This window comes from Pseudomonas putida, from assembly GCF_002025705.1.
In the GTDB taxonomy this organism is placed as follows: domain Bacteria; phylum Pseudomonadota; class Gammaproteobacteria; order Pseudomonadales; family Pseudomonadaceae; genus Aquipseudomonas; species Aquipseudomonas putida_J.
Window position 1 is genome coordinate 2554793 of sequence record NZ_CP018846.1, and the last position, 18657, is coordinate 2573449.

Here is an 18657-nt window from a genome sequence, read left to right on the forward strand (position 1 = left end):
GCCGCTGCGCAGCCCAATCGCGACACAAGGCCGCTCCCACAATGACTGCCAGTGTTGGAGGTCAGTGCCCGTACCGACCAACCAGGCTCTGCGCCCCCAGCGCATGCCCCTGCAGCAATTCCAGCAAGCCGTTGCGGTCCAGTGCTTCGGGCAAGGTGCCCAGCGGCAGGTCGGTAGCGATCAGGGTCAGTGCATAGTGGTGCGGCTTGTCGCCAGCTGGCGGGCAAGGCCCGCGGTAAGTCATGGTGCCGTGCGAGTTGCGCCCGACGATCAGTGCCTGGCTGGTCTGCCAGCCGGCGCCTTCCTCCAGCGCGCCAAGCGCCGGGTCGATGTCGTAGGCGATCCAGTGCACCACCCCCAGGCCCTTGCCACCGTCCGGGTCGAACATCACCAGGGCCAGCGATTGCGTGCCGTAGGGTAAGTTCTTCCAGCTCAACTGTGGCGTGCGCCCCTCACCGGCACCACAGGCCGGGTCGGGCCCGACCTGCTGCAGGGCAATGACACCGCCATCGGTGAATGACGACGAGCTGATCGCCAGCGCGGCAGAATCGCCGCCAGCAGCCACGGCAGAGCAGGGCAGCAAGGCGGCGAGCAGCCAGGGTTTGAGGTTCATGGCGATTCCTTGGCAGGGCTTAGCGCCGCAGTGTAGACCAGCTAGCGGTCAGCGGCTGTCCTGGTCTTCGGCAGTGCCGCCGGTGTGGCCGGCACCGGAGCCCGTGGCTTCGCCGGTGCTGTTTGAGCCGCCAGCGGCACCGTCGGCGGCATCGGTATTGCTGCCGGTGTCGCTGCTGTCGTTGTCCTTGGAACCGCCCGGGTTGTTGACACTGCTACCTTCACCGGCAGTCTTTCCACCGCGCTGGTCGGTTTTCGGGTGGCTGTCGGTATTGGTCATGTCCGTCGCGGCGTAGCTGGTGGTGGTGGCGATACCCATGGCGAGGGCGAGCAACAGCGAATGAATGCGGGTCATGGCAAGTCTCCTGGGAGGATGATCTGTCATTCGTTTGGCTGGCGGAGGGGGCTGGGGTGCCCCATGGGCGACGGGCGGTCAAAAAAAGGGCCGCTATAAGCGGCCCCTGCATTTACTTGGCGTCTTGCTGCGCGGTTGGCGCAGCCGCTTCGGTCGGCTCCAGCGGCGGGTGCTCCTGCGCCGCATGCATCAGGTCCTCGGTCACCCGCAGCTCCGCGCCGGTCGGCGAGAAGGTGGTCGATGCCGTGAACGGCGCCGGGTGCTCCGCCGCCGGGCGCTTGCCGCGGCGCCAGAGGAAGAAGCACACCATGCCCAGGTTGACCACGGCAAAGGCCCAGAACAGCCCCACTTCGCCAAATTCGGTCATCGCCGGCGAAATCGCCAGCGGCGCCATGGCCGAGCCCAGCGAGTTGATCAGCAGCAGGCCCTGGATCATCGGCACCAGGGCGTCGGACGGTGCCCGGTCGGCAGCATGGCTGACCGCCACCGGGTACAGCGCGAACACGCCGCCACCGAGCAGGAACAGCATGGCCGGCAGCAGGGCCGAATCCGAAGGCAGGAACACCGTGACCAGCGACAGCACCATGCACAGCCCGGCCAGGGCAATCAGCACATCCTGGCGGTCCTTGCGGTCGGACCAGCGCCCCACCGGGTATTGCAGCAGCATGGCGCCGAGGATCACCCAGGCCATCATGTTGCCGACTTCGCCGACATCCAGGCCGATGCGCTGCAGGTACAGCGGCAGCAGGGCGTAGATACCCGCAATGACCACACCGGAGCCGAAGCAGCCGACCAGCCCCGACGGGGCCACGCCCAGCAATTGCCGTGGCTTGAGCGGCTCGACCTGGTCCAGCAGTGGCGATACCCGCGGCAGGATCACGATCGGCAGTACCGACAGCGCGGCGAGCATGCCGGCGAGCATGAACGGGGCGCTGTCGCCCAGGTGGGTGATTTCGCCAAGGCCGGCCTGGGCGATCACACCTGCCCCATAGAAGGCAATCATGTACAGCGCCAGCAGGCGCCCGCGGATCTTCGCGTCACCGGCCAGCAGCAGCCAGCTTTCGATCACCAGGAACACACCGACCGCTGCCCAGCCATTGATCAGGCGCAGCACCGACCACCAGGTGACGTCGTAGAACAGCCCCTGCAGCAGGATGGTCGCGGCGATCAGCGAGGCGAAGCTTGTGTAGGCGCGGATATGGCCGATGCGCAGGATCAGCCGGTCGTTGAAGATGGCGCCGAGGGTCAGGCCGATGAAATAGGTCGACGAGACGATACCGATGGTCGTTGCCGATTCGCCGGCAGCGTCCAGGCGCAGGGTGGTAAGAGAAGACATGAAGCCGTTGCCCAGGGCAATGATGAACAGCCCGAGCAGGGGCGCCAGCGCCATGGCCAGCAAACGCGGAGACATACAAACCTCAAGTTGGAGTGGCGGTCAGAAAAACGCCTCTTCGAACGCGCACGCCAAACGGACCCATCAAGGGCCGAAAAAGCTGCACGGGTGTGCCTGGGCTGGATGCGACCTGGGCAAGACTCAACCGCTGGCCCCTGAAAGAGCGGGGCCGGGCGGGTTCGGTTGAGCCTATTTCACATGGGCACCATGTGTTCAGGCCTGGACTCTGTCGTTGCTGCCGGTTGCCACCGTTCAAGGCGACGGGCGAAAAGGAAGCGCGATTCTACGGGTTGTGATCGATTTGCCCAAGAGGCTAAGGCCTGCGACGAGACGACGCAGGGCGGGATGCGACAGCTTTGTGCCCTGATCCGACATCTTTGGGGCCGCTGCGCGACCCTTTCGCGACACAAGGCCGCTCCTACATGAGATCGCACGTCCTGTAGGAGCGGCCTTGTGTCGCGAAAGGGTCGCGCAGCGGCCCCAGACTCCTCAAGGCTGCGGCATAATCGGCATTCCCACCAAGGAAGGCCCGCCCCATGCTCGCTTCGCTGTTCGCCGTCCTCGCCCCGGTCTTCATCGTCGCCGGCATCGGCTACGCCTGGGCCCGCAAAGGCCTCGATTACCCCACCGAATTCATCGCCCGCATGGTCATGACCGTCGGTACACCGTCACTGGTGCTGTCGACCCTGAGCCGCACCGAGCTGGACGCCACGGCGTTCACCAGCATGGCCTTGGCCTGCCTGCTGTGCACCGTGGGCATGGCCGTGGCCGGGCTGCTGGTGTGCCGCGTCTCGGGCCAGCACTGGCGGGTGTTGCTGCCGGCATTCATGTTCCCCAACACCGGCAACATGGGCCTGCCGATCAGCCTATATGCCTTCGGCGAGCATGGCCTGGCCCTGGCGGTGGCGTTCTTCCTGACCTTGTCGATCGTGCAGTTCACCCTGGGCATGGCCATTTCTGGCACGGTCGCCTCGTTCAAGGCCTTGCTGCGCAACCCGATCGTCATCAGCCTGGCCGGCGCCATGCCGATCATCTTCCTCGACTTCGAGCTGCCGCGCTGGCTGGCCAACACCGCCGACCTGCTGGGCGGCATGTCGATCCCCCTGATGCTGCTGACCCTGGGCGTGTCGCTGGCCAGCATCCGCCCGCAGCATATCGGCGGCGGCCTGCTGCTGGGCGGTGTGCGCATCGTGCTGGGTGCGGCGGTGGGTTGGGCGGTGGGCGCTGCCCTGGGCATGGAGACCATGGAGCGGGCAGTGCTGATGGTGCAGTCGGCGATGCCGGTCGCGGTGTTCAATTACCTGATGGCGGTGCGCGCCAACCGGCAGCCGGAGCAGGTGGCGAACCTGGTGATGTGTTCGACCGTGCTGTCGTTCCTCTGGCTGCCGGTGGTTCTGGCCTGGTGGCTATAAACCTTACTTGTCGAACAAGCGTTCGTGCACCCAGCCATTGTTGGTCAGCACCATTACCCGCTTTTCCCGGGCCGGTGTTTCAAGGGTCGCCACGGCATTGCCCAGGTCACGGATGTTGGCCCTGACTTCGTCATTGGCCGCCCAGTCCGGCAAGCCGGTGATCTTGTAGGCGTAGGTCACATCGGCAACGGTGTGGCCCATCATCTGCCCCGGTTCGCTGAACTGCTCGATCGCCGTCACCTCGGCCTTGCCGAAGCACAGCCCGCCGAGGGTCTTGCCGTTGAGCATCTTCTGGGCATTGGCCTTGTAGTACTTGCGACCCTCATCGGTAAGGTCGTAGGCATAGTAGATATCGGTGCGGGCCGGCTGCCACAGGCGTTCCGGCACTTCGACGCGGGAGATTTCCTGCTCGCTGACGATACCGACCCTGGCCAGGGCATGCAGCGCCTTGTTGGTGCCGGTGACGTCGAAGTCCTGGGTCTTGGTGGGGAAATCGGTGACCACGAAGCAGTGGGGGTATTGCGTGTCGAGGTAGGCCTGGGCCGCCTTGTGGAAGTTGGCCTCGCTGGCGTCCTTGGTGTCCGAGCAGCCGGCCAGGGTGGCCAGCAGCGCCAGCGGTACGATCTTCCTGTACATGTTCAAGCGTCCTTGGATGGCGAAGTTAAGCCGGGGTCGGGCATTAGAACCCACGGCCTAGAGCGGCGCAATCGTGGCAAGACGGCATCTCGAACGGGTTCACAGTTCAAACCCGTGTCGGCTTTTTCGCGGGCACGCCCGCCCCACAGGTACTGCTTTTCCTGTAGGGGCGGGCTGCCCGCGAAAGGGCCTCAACGGTTCGGTACATCCCGTGTGCGCAGTTTCTCTGGCAGGGCGAACAGTACCAGCAGCGCCGTCACCACGCAGGCGCCGGCAATCAGGTACAGCGCCGGTGTGGTGGTGCCGGTCAGGTCACGGATGCGGCCCACCAGTACCGGGCTGACGATACCGCCCAGTTGGCCCAAGGTATTGATCAAGGCGATGCCCCCGGCTGCACCGGCGCCAGCCCCGGCCAGCAGTTTCGGTGGCAATGCCCAGAAGCTCGGGATCGATGCCACCACACCTGCGCCCAGCAGGCCGAGGGACACCAGCAGCAACGGCGTGTTGTCATCGAACAGCCCGGCGCAAAGGAAGCCCAGCGCGCCCAGCGAGATCAGCCCGGCGGTGAACCAGCGCCGTTCGCCCGTGGCATCCGACAGGCGCCCGCACACGACCATGGCAATGGCGCCGCAGATGTAGGGGATGGCCGTCAGCAGGCCGATCATCGACGGGTTCTCGGTACCAGCACTGCGGATCAGTTGCGGCGCCCAGAAGTTCAGGCCATAGGATGCAATCTGGATCAGGAAGTAGATCAGCCCCAGGGTCAGGAAACCCGGAATGCGGATGGCCTGCAGCAACGATCCTTGGCCATGGGCGGCCTGCGACGGGTCGATGCGCGACAGCAGCAGCTGCTTTTCCGCCTGGTTCAGCCAGCCGGCGTCCTCGATGCGGTCTTTGAGCCGGGTCAGAACCAGCAGGCCAAGGGCCACGCAAGGCAGGCCGCCGAGCAGGAACAGCCAATGCCAGCCACGCAGTTGCAAGGCTCCGTCGAGGTGGCCGAGGATCAGGCCCGAGAACGGTGCACCGAACAGCCCGGCGAAGGCCGAGGCGAGGAACAGCAACGAGGTGATGCGGCCCCGGTAGTGGCTGGGGAACCACAGCGTCAGGTAGTACAGCACACCCGGGGCGAAGCCGGCCTCCATGGCGCCGATGATGAAGCGCAGCGCATAGAACTGCCACTCGTTGCTCACGAACACCATCGCGGCCGTGGCCAGCCCCCAGGAAATCATGATGCGGGCAATCCAGCGGCGTGCGCCGACCTTGTACAGCATCAGGTTGCTGGGCACCTCGAACAGCACATAGCCGACCACGAACAGGCTGGCGCCAAGGCCATAGGCGGTGTCGCTGAAGCCCAGGTCGGTCTGCAGCTGGAACTTGGCGAAGCTGATGTTGATGCGGTCGAAGAAGGCGAACAGGTAGCAGACCATGATCAGCGGCATCAACCGCCAGGCGACCTTGCGTACCAGGGCTTTTTCGCTGTCGGCGGTGCCATCGGCAGCCGTGTGCAGGGCGGAAAGACTCATTGTGTGTTCTCCAGTCGGGCCGCGACGTGGGCGGCCCTATTGTTCTTGTTGTCTGGTGGGGCGAACCCCGGGTTACCGCAGTGGATCAGGCGGGCAGGCCGGCCGGCAGCGGGTGCAGGTCGCAGTTGCGGCCGGCCTTGGCCAACTGGCCGGGCACCTCATGGCCGAGCAGGGCAGGCAGGCCCCGCGCCAGGCGAATGAGGCCATCGAGGTCGATGCCGGTGGGGATGTCGGTTTCGGCACACAGGTTGGCCAGGTCCTCGGTGCAGATGTTGCCGGACGCACCCGGGGCGAACGGGCAGCCACCGAGCCCGCCGAGGGCGGCATCGAAGCGCCGCGCCCCGGCTTCATACGCGGCCAGCACGTTGCACAGGCCCAGGCCCCGGGTGTTGTGGAAATGCAGCGTGAGCATGCTTGCCGGCACCCGCTCCAGGCTGCGGCGCACCAGGCGTTCGACCTGGCGCGGGTTGGCCATGCCGGTGGTGTCGGCCAGGGTCACGCCGTGCACGCCCAGTTCCAGGTAGGCATCAAGCAGGCGCAGCACCAGGTCTTCATCGATACGCCCCTCGAACGGGCAGCCGAAGGCCGTCGCCACTGTGGCATTGAGGCTGACCGGCCGTCCCTGCACGGCCTGGACGATGTCACCGAAGCCCGCCAGCGATTGTTCGCGGCGCATGCGCATGTTGGCCAGATTGTGCGACTGGCTGGCCGACAGCACCAGGTTCAGCTCATCGGCGCCGGCCGCCAAGGCAAATTCGGCGCCCTTGAGGTTGGGGATCAATGCCACATAGACCACCCCCGGCTGGCGCTGGATGCCGCGGAACACCGCGTCGCCGTCGCGCAGTGCCGGGATCGCCCTGGGCGAGACAAACGAGCCGGCCTCGATACGGCTGAAACCCAGGCGTGAAAGGCCGTCGACCAGGGCGATCTTGTCTGCGGTGGCGACCCAGGTCGGTTCGATCTGCAGGCCGTCGCGCGGGGCGACTTCCTGGATGATCAACTGCTCAGGGTTGGCTGGGATCATTGCACCACCCCCTGGCTGCGCAGGCGGGCGATGTCGGCGGCGGCCATCCCCAGGCCGGCAAGCACGTCGTCGGTGTGTTCGCCCAGCGTGGGCCCTTGCCAGTCGACACGGCCTGGCGTGGCGGAGAGCTTGGGCACGATGCCCGGCATGCGCACGGCGGTGCCATCGGGCAATTGGCTGTCGAGCAGCATGTCGCGTGCCTGGTAGTGCGGGTCGTTGACGATATCGTCAACCGAGTAGATGCGCCCGGCCGGGACTTCAGCCAGTTCCAGCGCGGCCAGCACCGCGTCGATCGAATGCTGGCGGGTCCACTGTTCGATGGCGTCGTCGAGCAGCGCGGCCTGGGCGGCGCGGCCGTCGTTGTGGGCGAACTCGCTGGCTGCACCCAGGTCGGACCGGCCGATGGCCTGCATCAGGCGGCGGAAGATCGGGTCGCTGTTGCCGGCGATCACCACAAAGGCGCCATCGGCGGTGCGGTAAGTGTTCGACGGTGCGATGCCGGGCAACGCGCCGCCACTGCGCTCACGTACGTGGCCAAGCAGGTCGTATTCGGGGATCAGGCTTTCCATCAGGTTGAACACGCTTTCCACCAGCGACACATCGACCACCTGGCCGAGCCCACCGTTGGCGCGCACATTGAACAGCGACAGCAGGGCCCCCATGACCGCATGCAGCGAGGCCAGCGAGTCGCCCAGGCTGACCCCGGCACGGGCCGGTGCGGCACCAGGCTCGCCAGTGGTGTAGCGGATACCGCCCATGGCCTCGCCGATGGCGCCGAAGCCTGGGCGGTCACGGTATGGGCCACTCTGGCCATAGCCGGAGATGCGCACCAGGGTCAGGCGTGGGTTGAGCGCATGCAGCACGTCCCAGCCCAGGCCGAGTTTTTCCAGGGCACCGGGGCGCAGGTTTTCGATGAGGACGTCGGTTTCCTGCAATAGCTGCTTGACGATGGCCAGGCCTTCGGCGGCCTTTAGGTCCAGCGCCAGGGACTTCTTGTTGCGTGATTGCAGGTACCACCAGAGTGAAGTGCCGTCGTGCAGCTTTCGCCACTTGCGAAGGGGGTCGCCCTGGCCCAGGGCTTCGATCTTGATCACTTCGGCGCCGAATTCACCGAGCAGGCGGGCGGCAAAGGGCGCGGCGATCAGCGTGCCGATTTCCAGCACCCGGATGCCTTCGAGGGGAGCGGGCATGTTGCGTACCTCATTGTTCTTGGACTTTGAGGTAGAGGGTAAGGCTGGCAGAAGCAGGGCACCAATCCTGTGTCGGCAACTACCGTTCGCGAAACGCGAAGGGTTGGTGTTGCTCATGTACCGACCTTTTGGCGGCTATTGCTCGACTCCCCGCAGTTGCTCGAACAACAACCGGCTTACCGGCGACAGCGCCTCCAGCTCGCGTGCCACCAGCAGCAACTCGCGCTCGGCCCAGTCGTCGCTCAGGGCCACGGCGCGCAAGCCGAGTGCGCCACCGAACAGTTCGAAGGCCTTGCGCGGCAGGATACCCACGCCCATGTCGGCCTGCACCATGCGGCACACCGCATCAAAGCTCGGCACATGAATGCGCAGGCGCAGGACCTTGCCGGCCCGGCGTGCGGCCTCGACTGTGCGCATGTTGATCGAACTGGCCGAGTGCAGGCCAACGAAGTCGTTGTCCAAGGTCTCGGCAAAGGCCACCCGCGGTAGCTCGGCCAGTGGATGCCCCTGGCGCACCACCAGCACCAGTTGGTCGCGCTTGTAGGGCACGGCATGCAGGTCGCGGGTATCACTGTCGCCAGAGCAGATGCCCAGGTCAGCGACACCGTCGAGCAGGCCTTGGACCACGCCACCGCTCGGGCGCTCCTCCAGGTCGACCTTGATCTGCGCATGGTCGGCACTGAACGCGGCAAGGTCTTCGGGCAAGAACTGGATGATCGCCGACAGGTTGGCCAGCATCCGCACGTAACCGCGCACGCCTTGCAGGTGCTCGCCCAGCTCCAGGCCGATTTTCTCCAGGTTGAACAGCATGCGCCGGGCATGGTGCAGCAGGGTCTCGCCGGCCGGGGTGAGCTGCATGCCGCGGGCCTGGCGCAGGAACAGCGGCGAGCCGAGCGCGCCCTCCAGTTCATTCAGGCGCTTGCTGGCAGCAGACACCGCGATGGCCTCGCGCGCCGCAGCACGGGTCAGGCTGCCTTCTTCGTGGACGGCCACGAACAGCTGCAAGGTGACCAGGTCCAGGCGGCGAATCAGGTTGTTCAACTGCATGCGGGCGTCATTCCTTGTTGCGCGTATCGATGCTCACCACCACCGACATGCCCGGGCGCAGGCGCGCGGCGTCTGGCTGGCCGGGGTCGACGGTGATGCGCACCGGGATGCGCTGGGCGATCTTCACGAAGTTGCCGGTGGCGTTGTCGGCCTGCAGCAGCGCGAACTCAGAGCCGGTGGCCGGCGAAATCTGTTGTACGTGGCCATACAGCTTCAAGTGGTTCAAGGCATCGACGGTAAAGGTAACCGGCTGGCCAATGCGCACGTCGGCCATCTGGGTTTCCTTCATGTTGGCGATCACCCACAGGGTATCGGGCACCAGTGGCATCAGCTGCGCACCGGAATTGACGTAGGCGCCCAGGCGCGTGCCGATCTGCCCCAGCTGGCCGTCACGCGGGGCGGTGACGCGGGTGTTGTCCAGATCGATGCGGGCCAGCTCGACGGCGGCCTTGGCGTTTTCCACCGAGGCCTCCAGCGAAGCGCGGTTGACCACCACCGTTTCGCGGTCCTGGCGGGCGATTTCCAGCGCGGCCTTGGCCTGGGCTAGGCTGGCGACGGCAGCAGCCTCGCTGGCGCGGGCCAGGTCCAGCGAGCTGCGCGATACCGAGCCATCACTGACCAGCGCCTGGTTGCGGCCGAGGTCGGCCTTGGCCTTGGTCGCCTGGGCCGAGGCGTCGCCAATCGCCGCCTGGCGTTGGGCGATGGTGGCGTCGGCGCTGTTGCGCTGCTGCAGGTTGTTGGCCAGCGCCGCCTGCTGCTGCTGTAGCTGGGCGATGGCCTGGGCCAGGCGCTGCTTGTAGATGCGGTCGTCCAGCTGCACCAGCAGGTCGCCGGCCTTGACGAACTGGAAGTCATGCACCGGCACGTCGACGACATAGCCGCTCAGTTGCGGCCCGATGATCGTCACCTGGCCGCGCACCAGGGCATTTTCGGTGCTTTCGATGGCGCTGCTGAACGGCGGCAGGTTCCAGGCGTAGAGCACCAGCAGAATGCCGGCCAGTGCCACGCAGGCGAAGCTGATCGAGGACAGCATGCGCACCCGCCGCGTGCGCACCGGGCTGGTCGGTTCGCTGGGTGGGGTGCTGCCTTCCGGGGTTTCGGCAATGGCGGTGGTGGTCGTGGTGCGGGTTTCTTCGGTCATCGGCTGGCAGTACCGCTGGTGGAGTCGGATGAAGCAGCCTGGCGGGCGACGTACCACAGCCAGGAGCCGCGAATGGTAATCCAGATCATGGTCAGCACGGCGATGCTGCCGATCAGCACGAACACGTCGTTGTAGGCCATCACGTTGGCCTCGCGGGTGGCGGCGCCGGCCAGCACGCGCAGGCCGGCTTCGCTGCGCAGTGCCGGGTCGGCGAGGATCCCGGCATAACCGGCGCCGCCGCTTTGCACGCGGGCGTTGACCAGTGGTTCGAGGTAGCTGAGGCGGTCCATCAGGTGGCTGGAATGGAATTTCTCGCGCCAGGTCTGGAAGGTGCCCAGCAGCGCCGCGCCGATCAGGCCACCGAGGTTGTTGCAGATGCCGAACAGCACCGAAAAGCTCACCAGATTGCGCGGGTTGGCCCGCACATGGCTGATGCCCAGGGCCATCGACGGGCCGAGGAAGAACGTGCTGCCAAAGGCCAGCAGGAACTGGCTGAAGTACATCTGCGCCGGGCGCGTGAGGTTGCTCGAACTGCTATCCATGAACGCCCCGGCGGCCATCGCCATCAGCGAAACGAACAGCGGGATGATCAGGTGCTTGGGGTCGATGGTCAGCGCACTGCTGGCCAGGCCCGCCACGGCGCCGAGCAGCATGATCCAGTACAGCGAGCGCATCTGCTCGCTACCCATGTTCAACACCTGCAAAAAGCCCACGGCGCCGGTGGACTGCTCTGAAGTGACCATGCGGATCAGTATCACGCACAGGCCCAGGCGGATGATCGCGCCACTGCCCAGCCAGCGTGTCATCAGCAGCGGGTTCTGGCGGTTGTGCTCGATGGCAAGGCCGGTGAATATCAAGGCAATGGAGCAGGCCAGGGCGACGCCGATCCACGGCGCCTCCAGCCACCAGTCGATGCGCCCCAGCGACAGTGCGGCGCACAGCAGGGCGACGCCGCTGGCCATCAGGGTGAAGGTGAGGAAGTCCAGCGGCTCGAAGGTCTTGAAGCGGTCGCCGGGGGGTAGCTTGAGCAGCAGCACGCAGCCCAGGGCGGCCAGTGCCAGGCCCAGTTCGAACAGGTACAGACCTCGCCATTCGGCGATCTGCAGCAGGTCTTCGGAGAAGATCCGCGCCAGCGGCAGGGCCAGCTGCGAGGCGCCCAGGCCCAGCACCATGGCCTTGAGCCGCCAACGTTCAGGGAACGCCTGGATCATGTAGTACAGCCCCAGCGAGCTGAGTGCCGCGCCAACCATGCCGTGGGCGGCACGCACCGCGATGGCCGAGTTGAGGTCGTTGACCAGCAGGTGGGCGAAGGTGACCAGGGCATACAGCACCAGGAACACCTCGGTGAAGGCGCGCAGACCAAACTGCTGGCGGAACTTGACCAGTAGCAGGTTGATCGACACGTTGGTCATCACATAGGCCGCCGGCAGCCAGGCCATCTCGGCGCTGGTCGCGCCCAGCGCGCCCTGCAGGAACACCAGGTTGGCAGTGACCAGTGCGTTACCCAGGCCACCGGTAATTGCCACCAGCAGCCCGACCACCCCGTACGCCAGGCGCTTGGCCGGCGTGTGCAGGGGCGTGGAAGGGGAGCCGGGGAGGCTGGGCTTCTCGTGCGGGAGCCACTGGCGCGGGGTGTATTTGTCCATGGGGCTGACTGTACTTCAGGGGTTATGGGTGTGGGAACAGGTGGTTGGCTCAAGGTCTTCAGCGCCTGGGCGATCGAGCGCCGCCCGCGCGGCGCATCGCGGATAAATCCGCTCCTACATTTGCCGCAACGTGCCGAACCTGTCAGGCCATGGTCGCCTGCCTCGCGCACGACTTGAGCCTTGCAAACAAAGCTGACAACCATGGCCTCACAGGCATGGCCACGTTGCAACAAATGTAGGAGCGGATTCATCCGCGATGCGCCGCGCGGGCGGCGCTCGATCGCCCAGGCGCTGAAGAGCCCATGACCTACCGTTACCGGCCCACCACCATGGCGGTGAACGGTGCTACGTAAGCCTGCAGTGTCACTAGCCCACCCACCAGCATCGCCAGCACGATCGAGTGGAAGAACACATAGCGCAGAATCTCGCCTTCATGCCCATACCAGCGGGTCGCAGTGGAGGCCACGACAATCGACTGCGCATCGACCATCTTGCCCATCACCCCACCCGAACTGTTGGCCGCCGCCATCAACACAGGGCTGAGCCCCAGCTGCTCCGCAGTCACCCGCTGCAGCCCGCCGAACAGCACGTTGGAGGCCGTATCCGACCCGGTCAGCGCCACTCCCAGCCAGCCCAGCAGGGTGCCGAACATCGGGTAGAAGATACCCGTGGCGGCGAACGCCAGGCCCATGGTTGCGTCCAGCCCCGAGTAGCGCGTGAGGAAGCCCAGCGCCAGCATGGCGACGATGGTGATCAGCGAATAACGCACCACCCACAGCGTGCGCAGGTACTGCCGCCCGAGTGCCAGTGGCGAGTAGCCCATCAGCAGCCCGCCCAGCACCGCCGCGAGGAAAATGCCGCTGCCGGTGGCGGTGAACCAGGTGAACTTGTACTGGGCGTCTTCCTTTTTCGGCGCCGGGACAACGGGCGGCACCTTCTCGATCTGCTGGTGGATCGCGTCGAAGGTGAACACCGGGGCAAACACCGGGTTGCCTTCACGCAGCGGCTTGCCCTGTGGGTCGAGCATGGCCGTGCCGCTGGCCGGGTCGAGCGCCGGGCGGGTGTCGAACAGGTTCTTGAAGCTCGCCGTGCCCCAGGCGAACACGAACACAGTGAGAATGATCCAGGGCAGCCAGGCCTTGAACACGCTGCGCTGGTCGCTCTGGGCGAAGGTGGTAGCGGTGCCTGCTTTGCCGTCGTCCTCGACCTTGGAATCGTCGACCCGCCCGGTGAGCGCCGCCGATGTGTGCACCGTGGCCGGCTTCCAAACCCGCAGGAAGGCGGTCAGGCAGGCCATGGAGATCAGCGCGGCGATCACGTCCACCAGCATCGGCCCGTGGAAGTTCGACACCAGGAACTGCGGCACTGCGAACGTGACGCCGGCCACCAGGATCGCCGGCCACACTTCGAGCATCTTGCGCCAGCCGGCAAAGGCCCAGATCAGCCAGAATGGCACGATCACCGAAAAGAACGGCAGTTGCCGGCCGACCATGGCCGACAGCTCCATTTCATCCAGCCCGGTAACCTTGGCAAGGGTGATGATCGGTGTGCCCAGCGCGCCGAACGCTACCGGTGCGGTGTTGGCGATCAGTGCCAGCCCGGACGCCGCCAGCGGCGAGAAGCCCAAGCCGATGAGAATTGCCCCGGTCACCGCCACCGGAGTGCCGAAGCCCGCTGCGCCCTCGAAGAAAGCGCCGAAACAGAAGGCGATCAGTAGCAGTTGCAGGCGGCGGTCGTCGGTGATGCGTGCCAGCGAGTCCTGCAGCACTTTGAACGAGCCGTTCTCGGTAGTCAGCCGGTGCAGGAAGATGATGTTCAGCACGATCCAGCCGATAGGCAGCAGGCCGTTGGCCGCGCCGTACAGTGCGGCAGAGCCTGCCATGTTGGCCGGCATGCCGAAGGCAAAGATCGAGATCAGCAGCGCCGAGCCCAGGGCGAGCAGGGCGGCGATGTGCGCTTTGATATGGAAGAAGGCCAGTGCTGCCAGCATCACCACCACCGGCACTGCGGCCATCAGCGTGGAGAGCAGGGGGCTTGCGAACGGGTCGTAGATTTGCTGCCAGACCATTTGCCACCTCATTTGTTGTTATGTGAGGTATCGCGTTTTTGGGCAGACGGCATGCAGGGATGCCAAGGGAAGTATAGGAAGGATTCATCCACCTGTGCCGGCCTCTTCGCGGCTAAAGCCGCTCCTACAGGAGATGCGCGTCCCGCGTAGGAGCGGCTTTAGCCGCGATGAGGCCGGTTCTGGCGCTACAAGGCCCGGGCTAGGAACCCGGCAGTTCGGCTGTCAGCACACCCAGCCACCACCTGCGGTGTACCACTGACCACCACCCGGCCGCCCGCATCCCCAGCCCCCGGCCCGATGTCGATCACCCAGTCACTCTGCGCCACCACCCGCATGTCATGCTCGACCACCACCACACTGTGCCCCGCCTCGACCAACCGGTTGAGCTGCACCAGCAAGCGGTCGATATTCTGCGGATGCAGCCCGTTGGTGGGCTCGTCCAGCACATACAAAGTTGCACCACGGGCCACGCGCTGCAGTTCGGTGGCCAGCTTGATCCGCTGCGCCTCGCCACCAGACAGCTCGGTGGCCGGCTGGCCCAGGCGCAGGTAGCCCAGGCCGATATCCTGTAGCACCTGCAGGCAGCGCCGCGCCGGCGGTTGCTCGGTGAACACCGCCAGCGCCTGCTCGACGGTCAGTTGCAGCACTTGGGCGATGTTCATGCCCTGCCAGCTCACTGCCAGCGTCTCTGGGTTGTAGCGTGCGCCATGGCAAGTCGGGCAGGGCGCGTAGACGCTGGGCATGAACAGTAGCTCGACGCTGACGAAGCCTTCGCCTTCGCAATTTTCGCAACGGCCCTTGGCCACGTTGAACGAGAAACGGCCGGCATCGAAACCGCGGGCCTTGGCCTGCTCGGTGGCGGCGAACAGCTTGCGCACGTGGTCGAACAGCCCTGTGTAGGTCGCGAGGTTGGAACGCGGCGTGCGGCCGATCGGCTTCTGGTCCACCTGCACCAGCCGCTTGATGCTGTCGAGGCCTGCGCTGACGCGCCCGGCGCTTAACTGTTCAGGTTCATCCTCAAGGCTTTGCTCTTCAGGTTCGGTCTTCTGCTCGGCATGACCGAGATGGGCCCCGACCAGCTCCAGCAGGGCCTGGCTGACGAGGCTCGACTTGCCCGAACCAGAAATGCCGGTGACCGAAGTGAAACAACCCAGCGGAAAGCGGGCGCTGAGGTTGTCGAGGTTGTTGCGGGTGATGCCTTCGAGTGCCAGCCAGTCTTGCGGCTGGCGTGGCGTGCGCACGTTGCGCTGCTGCTCGGCGAACAGGTAGGCGGCGGTGCGCGAAGCTTCGACCTGCGCAAGGCCCGCCGGCGGGCCGCTGTAGAGTATCTGTCCGCCGTGCTCGCCGGCTGCAGGGCCGACGTCCACCAGCCAGTCGGCGCGGCGCATGGTGTCCAGGTCGTGCTCAACTACGTACACCGAATTGCCAGCCTGCTTGAGCCTTTGCAGGGCATCGAACAGCGCTTCGCTGTCTGCCGGGTGCAGGCCGGCGGAAGGCTCGTCGAGCACGTAGATCACGCCGAACAGCTGCGAGTTGAGCTGGGTGGCCAGGCGCAGGCGTTGCAGTTCGCCAAACGACAGCGTCGGCGTGCTGCGCTCCAGCGCCAGGTAGCCCAGGCCCAGGTCGATCAGGGTGTCGATGCGTTCCAGCAGTTCGTTGGCGATGCGTTGCGCGGCCAGGCGTTTCTCCAGGGTGAGGTTGTCATCGTGCTGCTCCAGGTAGCCCGGCGCTGCGACCTGGCGAAACACCTCGGCCAGCGCCTGCAGCGGCAGCCGCGACAGCTCGCCGATGTCGCGGCCGGCAAAGGTCACGTCCAGCGCCGCCCGTTTCAACCGTTTGCCTTGGCACAACGGGCATGGACTGGGGCGCATGTACTGCGCCACGCGCTTGCGCATCTGTGCGCTCTGCGAGTGCATGAAGGTATGCAGCACGTAGCGCCGGGCGCCACTGAAGGTGCCTTGGTAACTGGGTTCGAGCTTGCGCTTGAGTGCGGCGCGGGTCTGCGCCGGTGTCAGGCCGGCGTACACCGGCACGGTGGGTGTCTCTTCGGTGTAGAGAATCCAGTCGCGCTGTTCCTGCGGCAGGTCGCGCCAGGGGATGTCGACGTCATAGCCCAGGGTCACCAGAATGTCGCGCAGGTTTTGCCCCTGCCAGGCCATCGGCCAGGCCGCCACGGCACGCTCGCGAATAGTCAGTGAAGGGTCGGGGACCATGGTCGCTTCGGTCACTTCATAGACCCGGCCCAGCCCATGGCACTCCGGGCAGGCGCCTTGTGGGGTGTTGGGCGAGAAGTCCTCGGCGTACAGCATCGGTTGCCCGGCCGGGTAGCTGCCGGCGCGGGAGTAGAGCATGCGGATAGAACTGGACAGCGTGGTGACGCTGCCCACCGACGAGCGTGCGCTGGGCGTGCCGCGTTGCTGCTGCAGCGCCACGGCCGGGGGCAGGCCTTCGATGGCGTCGACATCCGGCACGCCGACCTGGTCGATCAGCCGCCGGGCATAGGGCGCGACCGACTCGAAGTAGCGGCGCTGGGCTTCGGCGTAGAGGGTGGAAAAGGCCAGCGAAGACTTGCCCGAGCCGGACACACCAGTGAACACCACCAGCGCGTCGCGGGGGATGTCGACGTCGATGTTCTTGAGGTTGTGCTCGCGGGCGCCACGGACGCGGATGAAGCCGGTGGGGGTTGTGGGGCGTGGCGACATGGCGCAGTCCTTGGCGGTGGGGAGCGCTCAAGTTATCAGCATTTGCCTTGGCTGTATGGCGCGGAATCTGTGGGAGCGGCCTCGTGTCGCGAAAGGGCCGCAAAGCGGCCCCAGCAATTTATGCTGCGAAGCTGAAAACCTGGGGGCGCTTCGCACCCCTTTCGCGACACAAGGCCGCTCCCACAAAAAACGCGTTGCTTCAGGTCTTCTCGCGGGTACCCAGCACATCGCGGATGTTGTCGACCACATTGCTGTCCTTGATCACATCGCTCAGCCAGCCTTCCAGCGGCATGTTGCCCCACTTGATGGCACGTTCGATCAGGTACGGCACCGGGCTTTGCGGTTCGCTCTGTTTGAAGAACTGGGCGATGCCGGCGAGCATGGTGAAGGCCTCGTCGCGGGTCAGTGGCGTGGTGCGCATGGGCGCAGGCGCGGCGGCCTGGGCGGGGGTGTTCATCGGTTCACCTGCTTCGCTGATGGGGGCAACGGTGGTGACGGGCTCTGCTACGGGCACCACGGCCGGGTGCAGTTCGACGCCCCGGTCCTTGAGCAGCTTCTCGGCCAGTTGGCTGGCGCGCGACAGCATGTCGGCGAGGCTGGCGAAGCTGGGTGCTTCGTGGCCGAACAGGCGATCGGCGCTGGCTTGCAGGCGGTTGCAGGCCTGCAGGCTGGCGGCAATCTGCAAGGCCTTGGCGCGCAGGTGTTCGGTGTCGCTGAGGGCCACCGAGCGCTGGAAGATCTCGGCATTGATCTTGCCTTCGTTCAATGCAGCCTGCATCGCCTTGGGGTTCTGCAAGGCGAGGTTTTCTACATGGCGTGATTCGTCATAACGCAGCACGCCGAAATTCTGCCCCTGGGTAATGGGCAACCCACCGGCAATGTCGGTGAGCGTGGTCTTGAGCCAGGAAAGGCGCGCGGCGCGCTCGTCCAGGCCGTCTTCGAGCGATGGGTAGGCGCTGTCCCAGAACGTGTCGAGGATGCGTTCGGTCAGCGCAAGGCTGAAGCTGATGCCTTCGAAATGTTCGCGTTGGGCCAGGCCTTCGCTGAGCCAGGCGACCAGCATCAGGTCTTTGCTCTGTTGCGCCAGCCCCTGGGCCGAAAGCTGGATCACCTGTTCCCAGTCGGCGGTTTTCAGGTCGGTCTGCCAGTCGCCCTGGGTCAGGTAGTCAGGGTCTGCCCGGCGCGCCTCCTTGATCTGGTCGAACAAGGCAGAGAAGCTCAAGTCTTCGCCACTGCCACCGTCGATCGGTGCGGCCAGCTCGGCCAGCGAAAGGTCGTTGAGGATTTCAGGCATAGAACACTCGGATCATGGAAAAGGAGCAGCGTGCCGGGCAAGCCGGCACGCTGCAGAACATGGGCCGCCTGCGCGGCCCATGGGCAAGCACCTGCTTAGGCGAACACTTTGTTCGCGGTGCGGTCCCAGCCACCGACGATGTTGCCGCCAGCCTGGCCATCGGTGCGGTTCTGCTGGGTGTAGGTGGTCTTGATGCGGGCGAAGTTGAAGCTGATCTCTTCGATCGGCAGGTCGCTCACGGCCTTGTCTTCACCGCCCTGGTTGCCACCGGCGACGAACTTGACCGACGACACAACCACTTCTTCCATGTCGATGGTCAGGTAGGTGACCTTGTCGCCACCGGCACGGTTGACGTTCAGCTTCAGCTTGGCGATGTGCTTGCCGGTGCAGCAGTGTTCGAACAGCTTGGCCGAAGCCTTGTCGACTGCCTTGCGGATCTTGAAGTCGCTCAGGGCAACACGCTCGGAGGACGCACCGCCCGAGGAGCTGGCGGTAGCCGAGGTGGCCTGGGTGGCGCCGTACTCGTAGCCCAGCACTTCGATCCAGTCCTTGTGCTTGTCGTCCAGTACTTCGCCTGGGATGCCGTCGATTTGGATATACGCGTCAAAAGCCAT

15 protein-coding genes are annotated in these 18657 nt (G+C 65.6%); 1 reads left to right on the forward strand and 14 read right to left on the reverse strand.

Annotated elements, in window-relative coordinates; translation table 11 throughout:
- Nucleotides 1-61: 61 nt before the first annotated feature.
- From BUQ73_RS11530 to BUQ73_RS11540, 3 genes are all read right to left on the reverse strand, one after another.
- Complete coding sequence (locus BUQ73_RS11530; protein ID WP_079228044.1) at nucleotides 62-613, reverse strand: YbhB/YbcL family Raf kinase inhibitor-like protein; 552 nt, start codon at nucleotides 611-613, stop codon at nucleotides 62-64.
- A gap of 48 nt (nucleotides 614-661) precedes the next feature.
- Nucleotides 662-967 carry a hypothetical protein gene (locus BUQ73_RS11535; protein ID WP_027919001.1) on the reverse strand — a complete coding sequence of 102 codons (306 nt, stop codon included), beginning with the start codon at nucleotides 965-967 and terminating at the stop codon, nucleotides 662-664.
- A 112-nt stretch (nucleotides 968-1079) separates the two neighbouring features.
- Nucleotides 1080-2378 (reverse strand): MFS transporter, encoded by a 1299-nt coding sequence (locus BUQ73_RS11540; RefSeq protein WP_079228045.1) that lies wholly within the window; start codon nucleotides 2376-2378, stop codon nucleotides 1080-1082.
- Between the two features lie 518 nt (nucleotides 2379-2896).
- Here BUQ73_RS11540 and BUQ73_RS11545 point away from each other — a divergent pair.
- A complete protein-coding gene (locus BUQ73_RS11545) occupies nucleotides 2897-3772 on the forward strand; it encodes an AEC family transporter (RefSeq protein ID WP_079228046.1) in 876 nt (291 codons plus the stop codon).
- 3 nt (nucleotides 3773-3775) lie between these two features.
- Here BUQ73_RS11545 and BUQ73_RS11550 read toward each other — a convergent pair whose 3' ends face one another.
- The 11 genes from BUQ73_RS11550 to BUQ73_RS11600 form a co-directional block, all read right to left on the reverse strand.
- Nucleotides 3776-4408: a hypothetical protein gene (locus tag BUQ73_RS11550; protein WP_079228047.1), complete on the reverse strand. Its 633-nt coding sequence runs from the start codon at nucleotides 4406-4408 to the stop codon at nucleotides 3776-3778.
- 191 nt (nucleotides 4409-4599) lie between these two features.
- A complete protein-coding gene (locus BUQ73_RS11555; protein ID WP_079228048.1) occupies nucleotides 4600-5931 on the reverse strand; it encodes an MFS transporter in 1332 nt (443 codons plus the stop codon).
- An 85-nt stretch (nucleotides 5932-6016) separates the two neighbouring features.
- The gene (locus BUQ73_RS11560; protein ID WP_079228049.1) at nucleotides 6017-6955 is read right to left on the reverse strand and encodes a hydroxymethylglutaryl-CoA lyase; all 939 of its coding nucleotides are present in this window, start codon (nucleotides 6953-6955) and stop codon (nucleotides 6017-6019) included.
- Nucleotides 6952-8145 (reverse strand): CaiB/BaiF CoA transferase family protein, encoded by a 1194-nt coding sequence (locus BUQ73_RS11565; protein ID WP_079228050.1) that lies wholly within the window; start codon nucleotides 8143-8145, stop codon nucleotides 6952-6954. The genes BUQ73_RS11560 and BUQ73_RS11565 overlap by 4 nt, the downstream gene beginning before the upstream one ends.
- A gap of 135 nt (nucleotides 8146-8280) precedes the next feature.
- Entirely contained in the window at nucleotides 8281-9192 is a 912-nt protein-coding gene (locus tag BUQ73_RS11570; RefSeq protein ID WP_079228051.1) for a LysR family transcriptional regulator, read from the reverse strand.
- Between the two features lie 7 nt (nucleotides 9193-9199).
- Nucleotides 9200-10333: an HlyD family secretion protein gene (locus tag BUQ73_RS11575; protein WP_079228052.1), complete on the reverse strand. Its 1134-nt coding sequence runs from the start codon at nucleotides 10331-10333 to the stop codon at nucleotides 9200-9202.
- Entirely contained in the window at nucleotides 10330-11979 is a 1650-nt protein-coding gene (locus BUQ73_RS11580) for an MFS transporter (protein ID WP_060485081.1), read from the reverse strand. The genes BUQ73_RS11575 and BUQ73_RS11580 overlap by 4 nt, the downstream gene beginning before the upstream one ends.
- 313 nt (nucleotides 11980-12292) lie before the next feature.
- Nucleotides 12293-14047, reverse strand: a complete 1755-nt coding sequence (locus BUQ73_RS11585) for an L-lactate permease (RefSeq protein WP_079228053.1) — start codon at nucleotides 14045-14047, stop codon at nucleotides 12293-12295.
- A gap of 185 nt (nucleotides 14048-14232) precedes the next feature.
- Nucleotides 14233-16749: an excinuclease ABC subunit UvrA gene (uvrA, locus tag BUQ73_RS11590; RefSeq protein WP_079228054.1), complete on the reverse strand. Its 2517-nt coding sequence runs from the start codon at nucleotides 16747-16749 to the stop codon at nucleotides 14233-14235.
- A 199-nt stretch (nucleotides 16750-16948) separates the two neighbouring features.
- The gene (gene tssA, locus BUQ73_RS11595) at nucleotides 16949-18043 is read right to left on the reverse strand and encodes a type VI secretion system protein TssA (RefSeq protein WP_079228055.1); all 1095 of its coding nucleotides are present in this window, start codon (nucleotides 18041-18043) and stop codon (nucleotides 16949-16951) included.
- Between the two features lie 95 nt (nucleotides 18044-18138).
- Complete coding sequence (locus BUQ73_RS11600) at nucleotides 18139-18657, reverse strand: Hcp family type VI secretion system effector (protein ID WP_016499518.1); 519 nt, start codon at nucleotides 18655-18657, stop codon at nucleotides 18139-18141.

Bases quoted from the DNA above. Each gene is read 5' to 3' on its own strand.
- BUQ73_RS11530 (WP_079228044.1), bottom strand. From the start codon at position 613: ATGAACCTCAAACCCTGGCTGCTCGCCGCCTTGCTGCCCTGCTCTGCC.
- BUQ73_RS11535 (WP_027919001.1), bottom strand. From the start codon at position 967: ATGACCCGCATTCATTCGCTGTTGCTCGCCCTCGCCATGGGTATCGCC.
- BUQ73_RS11540 (WP_079228045.1), bottom strand. From the start codon at position 2,378: ATGTCTCCGCGTTTGCTGGCCATGGCGCTGGCGCCCCTGCTCGGGCTG.
- BUQ73_RS11545 (WP_079228046.1), top strand. From the start codon at position 2,897: ATGCTCGCTTCGCTGTTCGCCGTCCTCGCCCCGGTCTTCATCGTCGCC.
- BUQ73_RS11550 (WP_079228047.1), bottom strand. From the start codon at position 4,408: ATGTACAGGAAGATCGTACCGCTGGCGCTGCTGGCCACCCTGGCCGGC.
- BUQ73_RS11555 (WP_079228048.1), bottom strand. From the start codon at position 5,931: ATGAGTCTTTCCGCCCTGCACACGGCTGCCGATGGCACCGCCGACAGC.
- BUQ73_RS11560 (WP_079228049.1), bottom strand. From the start codon at position 6,955: ATGATCCCAGCCAACCCTGAGCAGTTGATCATCCAGGAAGTCGCCCCG.
- BUQ73_RS11565 (WP_079228050.1), bottom strand. From the start codon at position 8,145: ATGCCCGCTCCCCTCGAAGGCATCCGGGTGCTGGAAATCGGCACGCTG.
- BUQ73_RS11570 (WP_079228051.1), bottom strand. From the start codon at position 9,192: ATGCAGTTGAACAACCTGATTCGCCGCCTGGACCTGGTCACCTTGCAG.
- BUQ73_RS11575 (WP_079228052.1), bottom strand. From the start codon at position 10,333: ATGACCGAAGAAACCCGCACCACGACCACCACCGCCATTGCCGAAACC.
- BUQ73_RS11580 (WP_060485081.1), bottom strand. From the start codon at position 11,979: ATGGACAAATACACCCCGCGCCAGTGGCTCCCGCACGAGAAGCCCAGC.
- BUQ73_RS11585 (WP_079228053.1), bottom strand. From the start codon at position 14,047: ATGGTCTGGCAGCAAATCTACGACCCGTTCGCAAGCCCCCTGCTCTCC.
- uvrA (WP_079228054.1), bottom strand. From the start codon at position 16,749: ATGTCGCCACGCCCCACAACCCCCACCGGCTTCATCCGCGTCCGTGGC.
- tssA (WP_079228055.1), bottom strand. From the start codon at position 18,043: ATGCCTGAAATCCTCAACGACCTTTCGCTGGCCGAGCTGGCCGCACCG.
- BUQ73_RS11600 (WP_016499518.1), bottom strand. From the start codon at position 18,657: ATGGCTTTTGACGCGTATATCCAAATCGACGGCATCCCAGGCGAAGTA.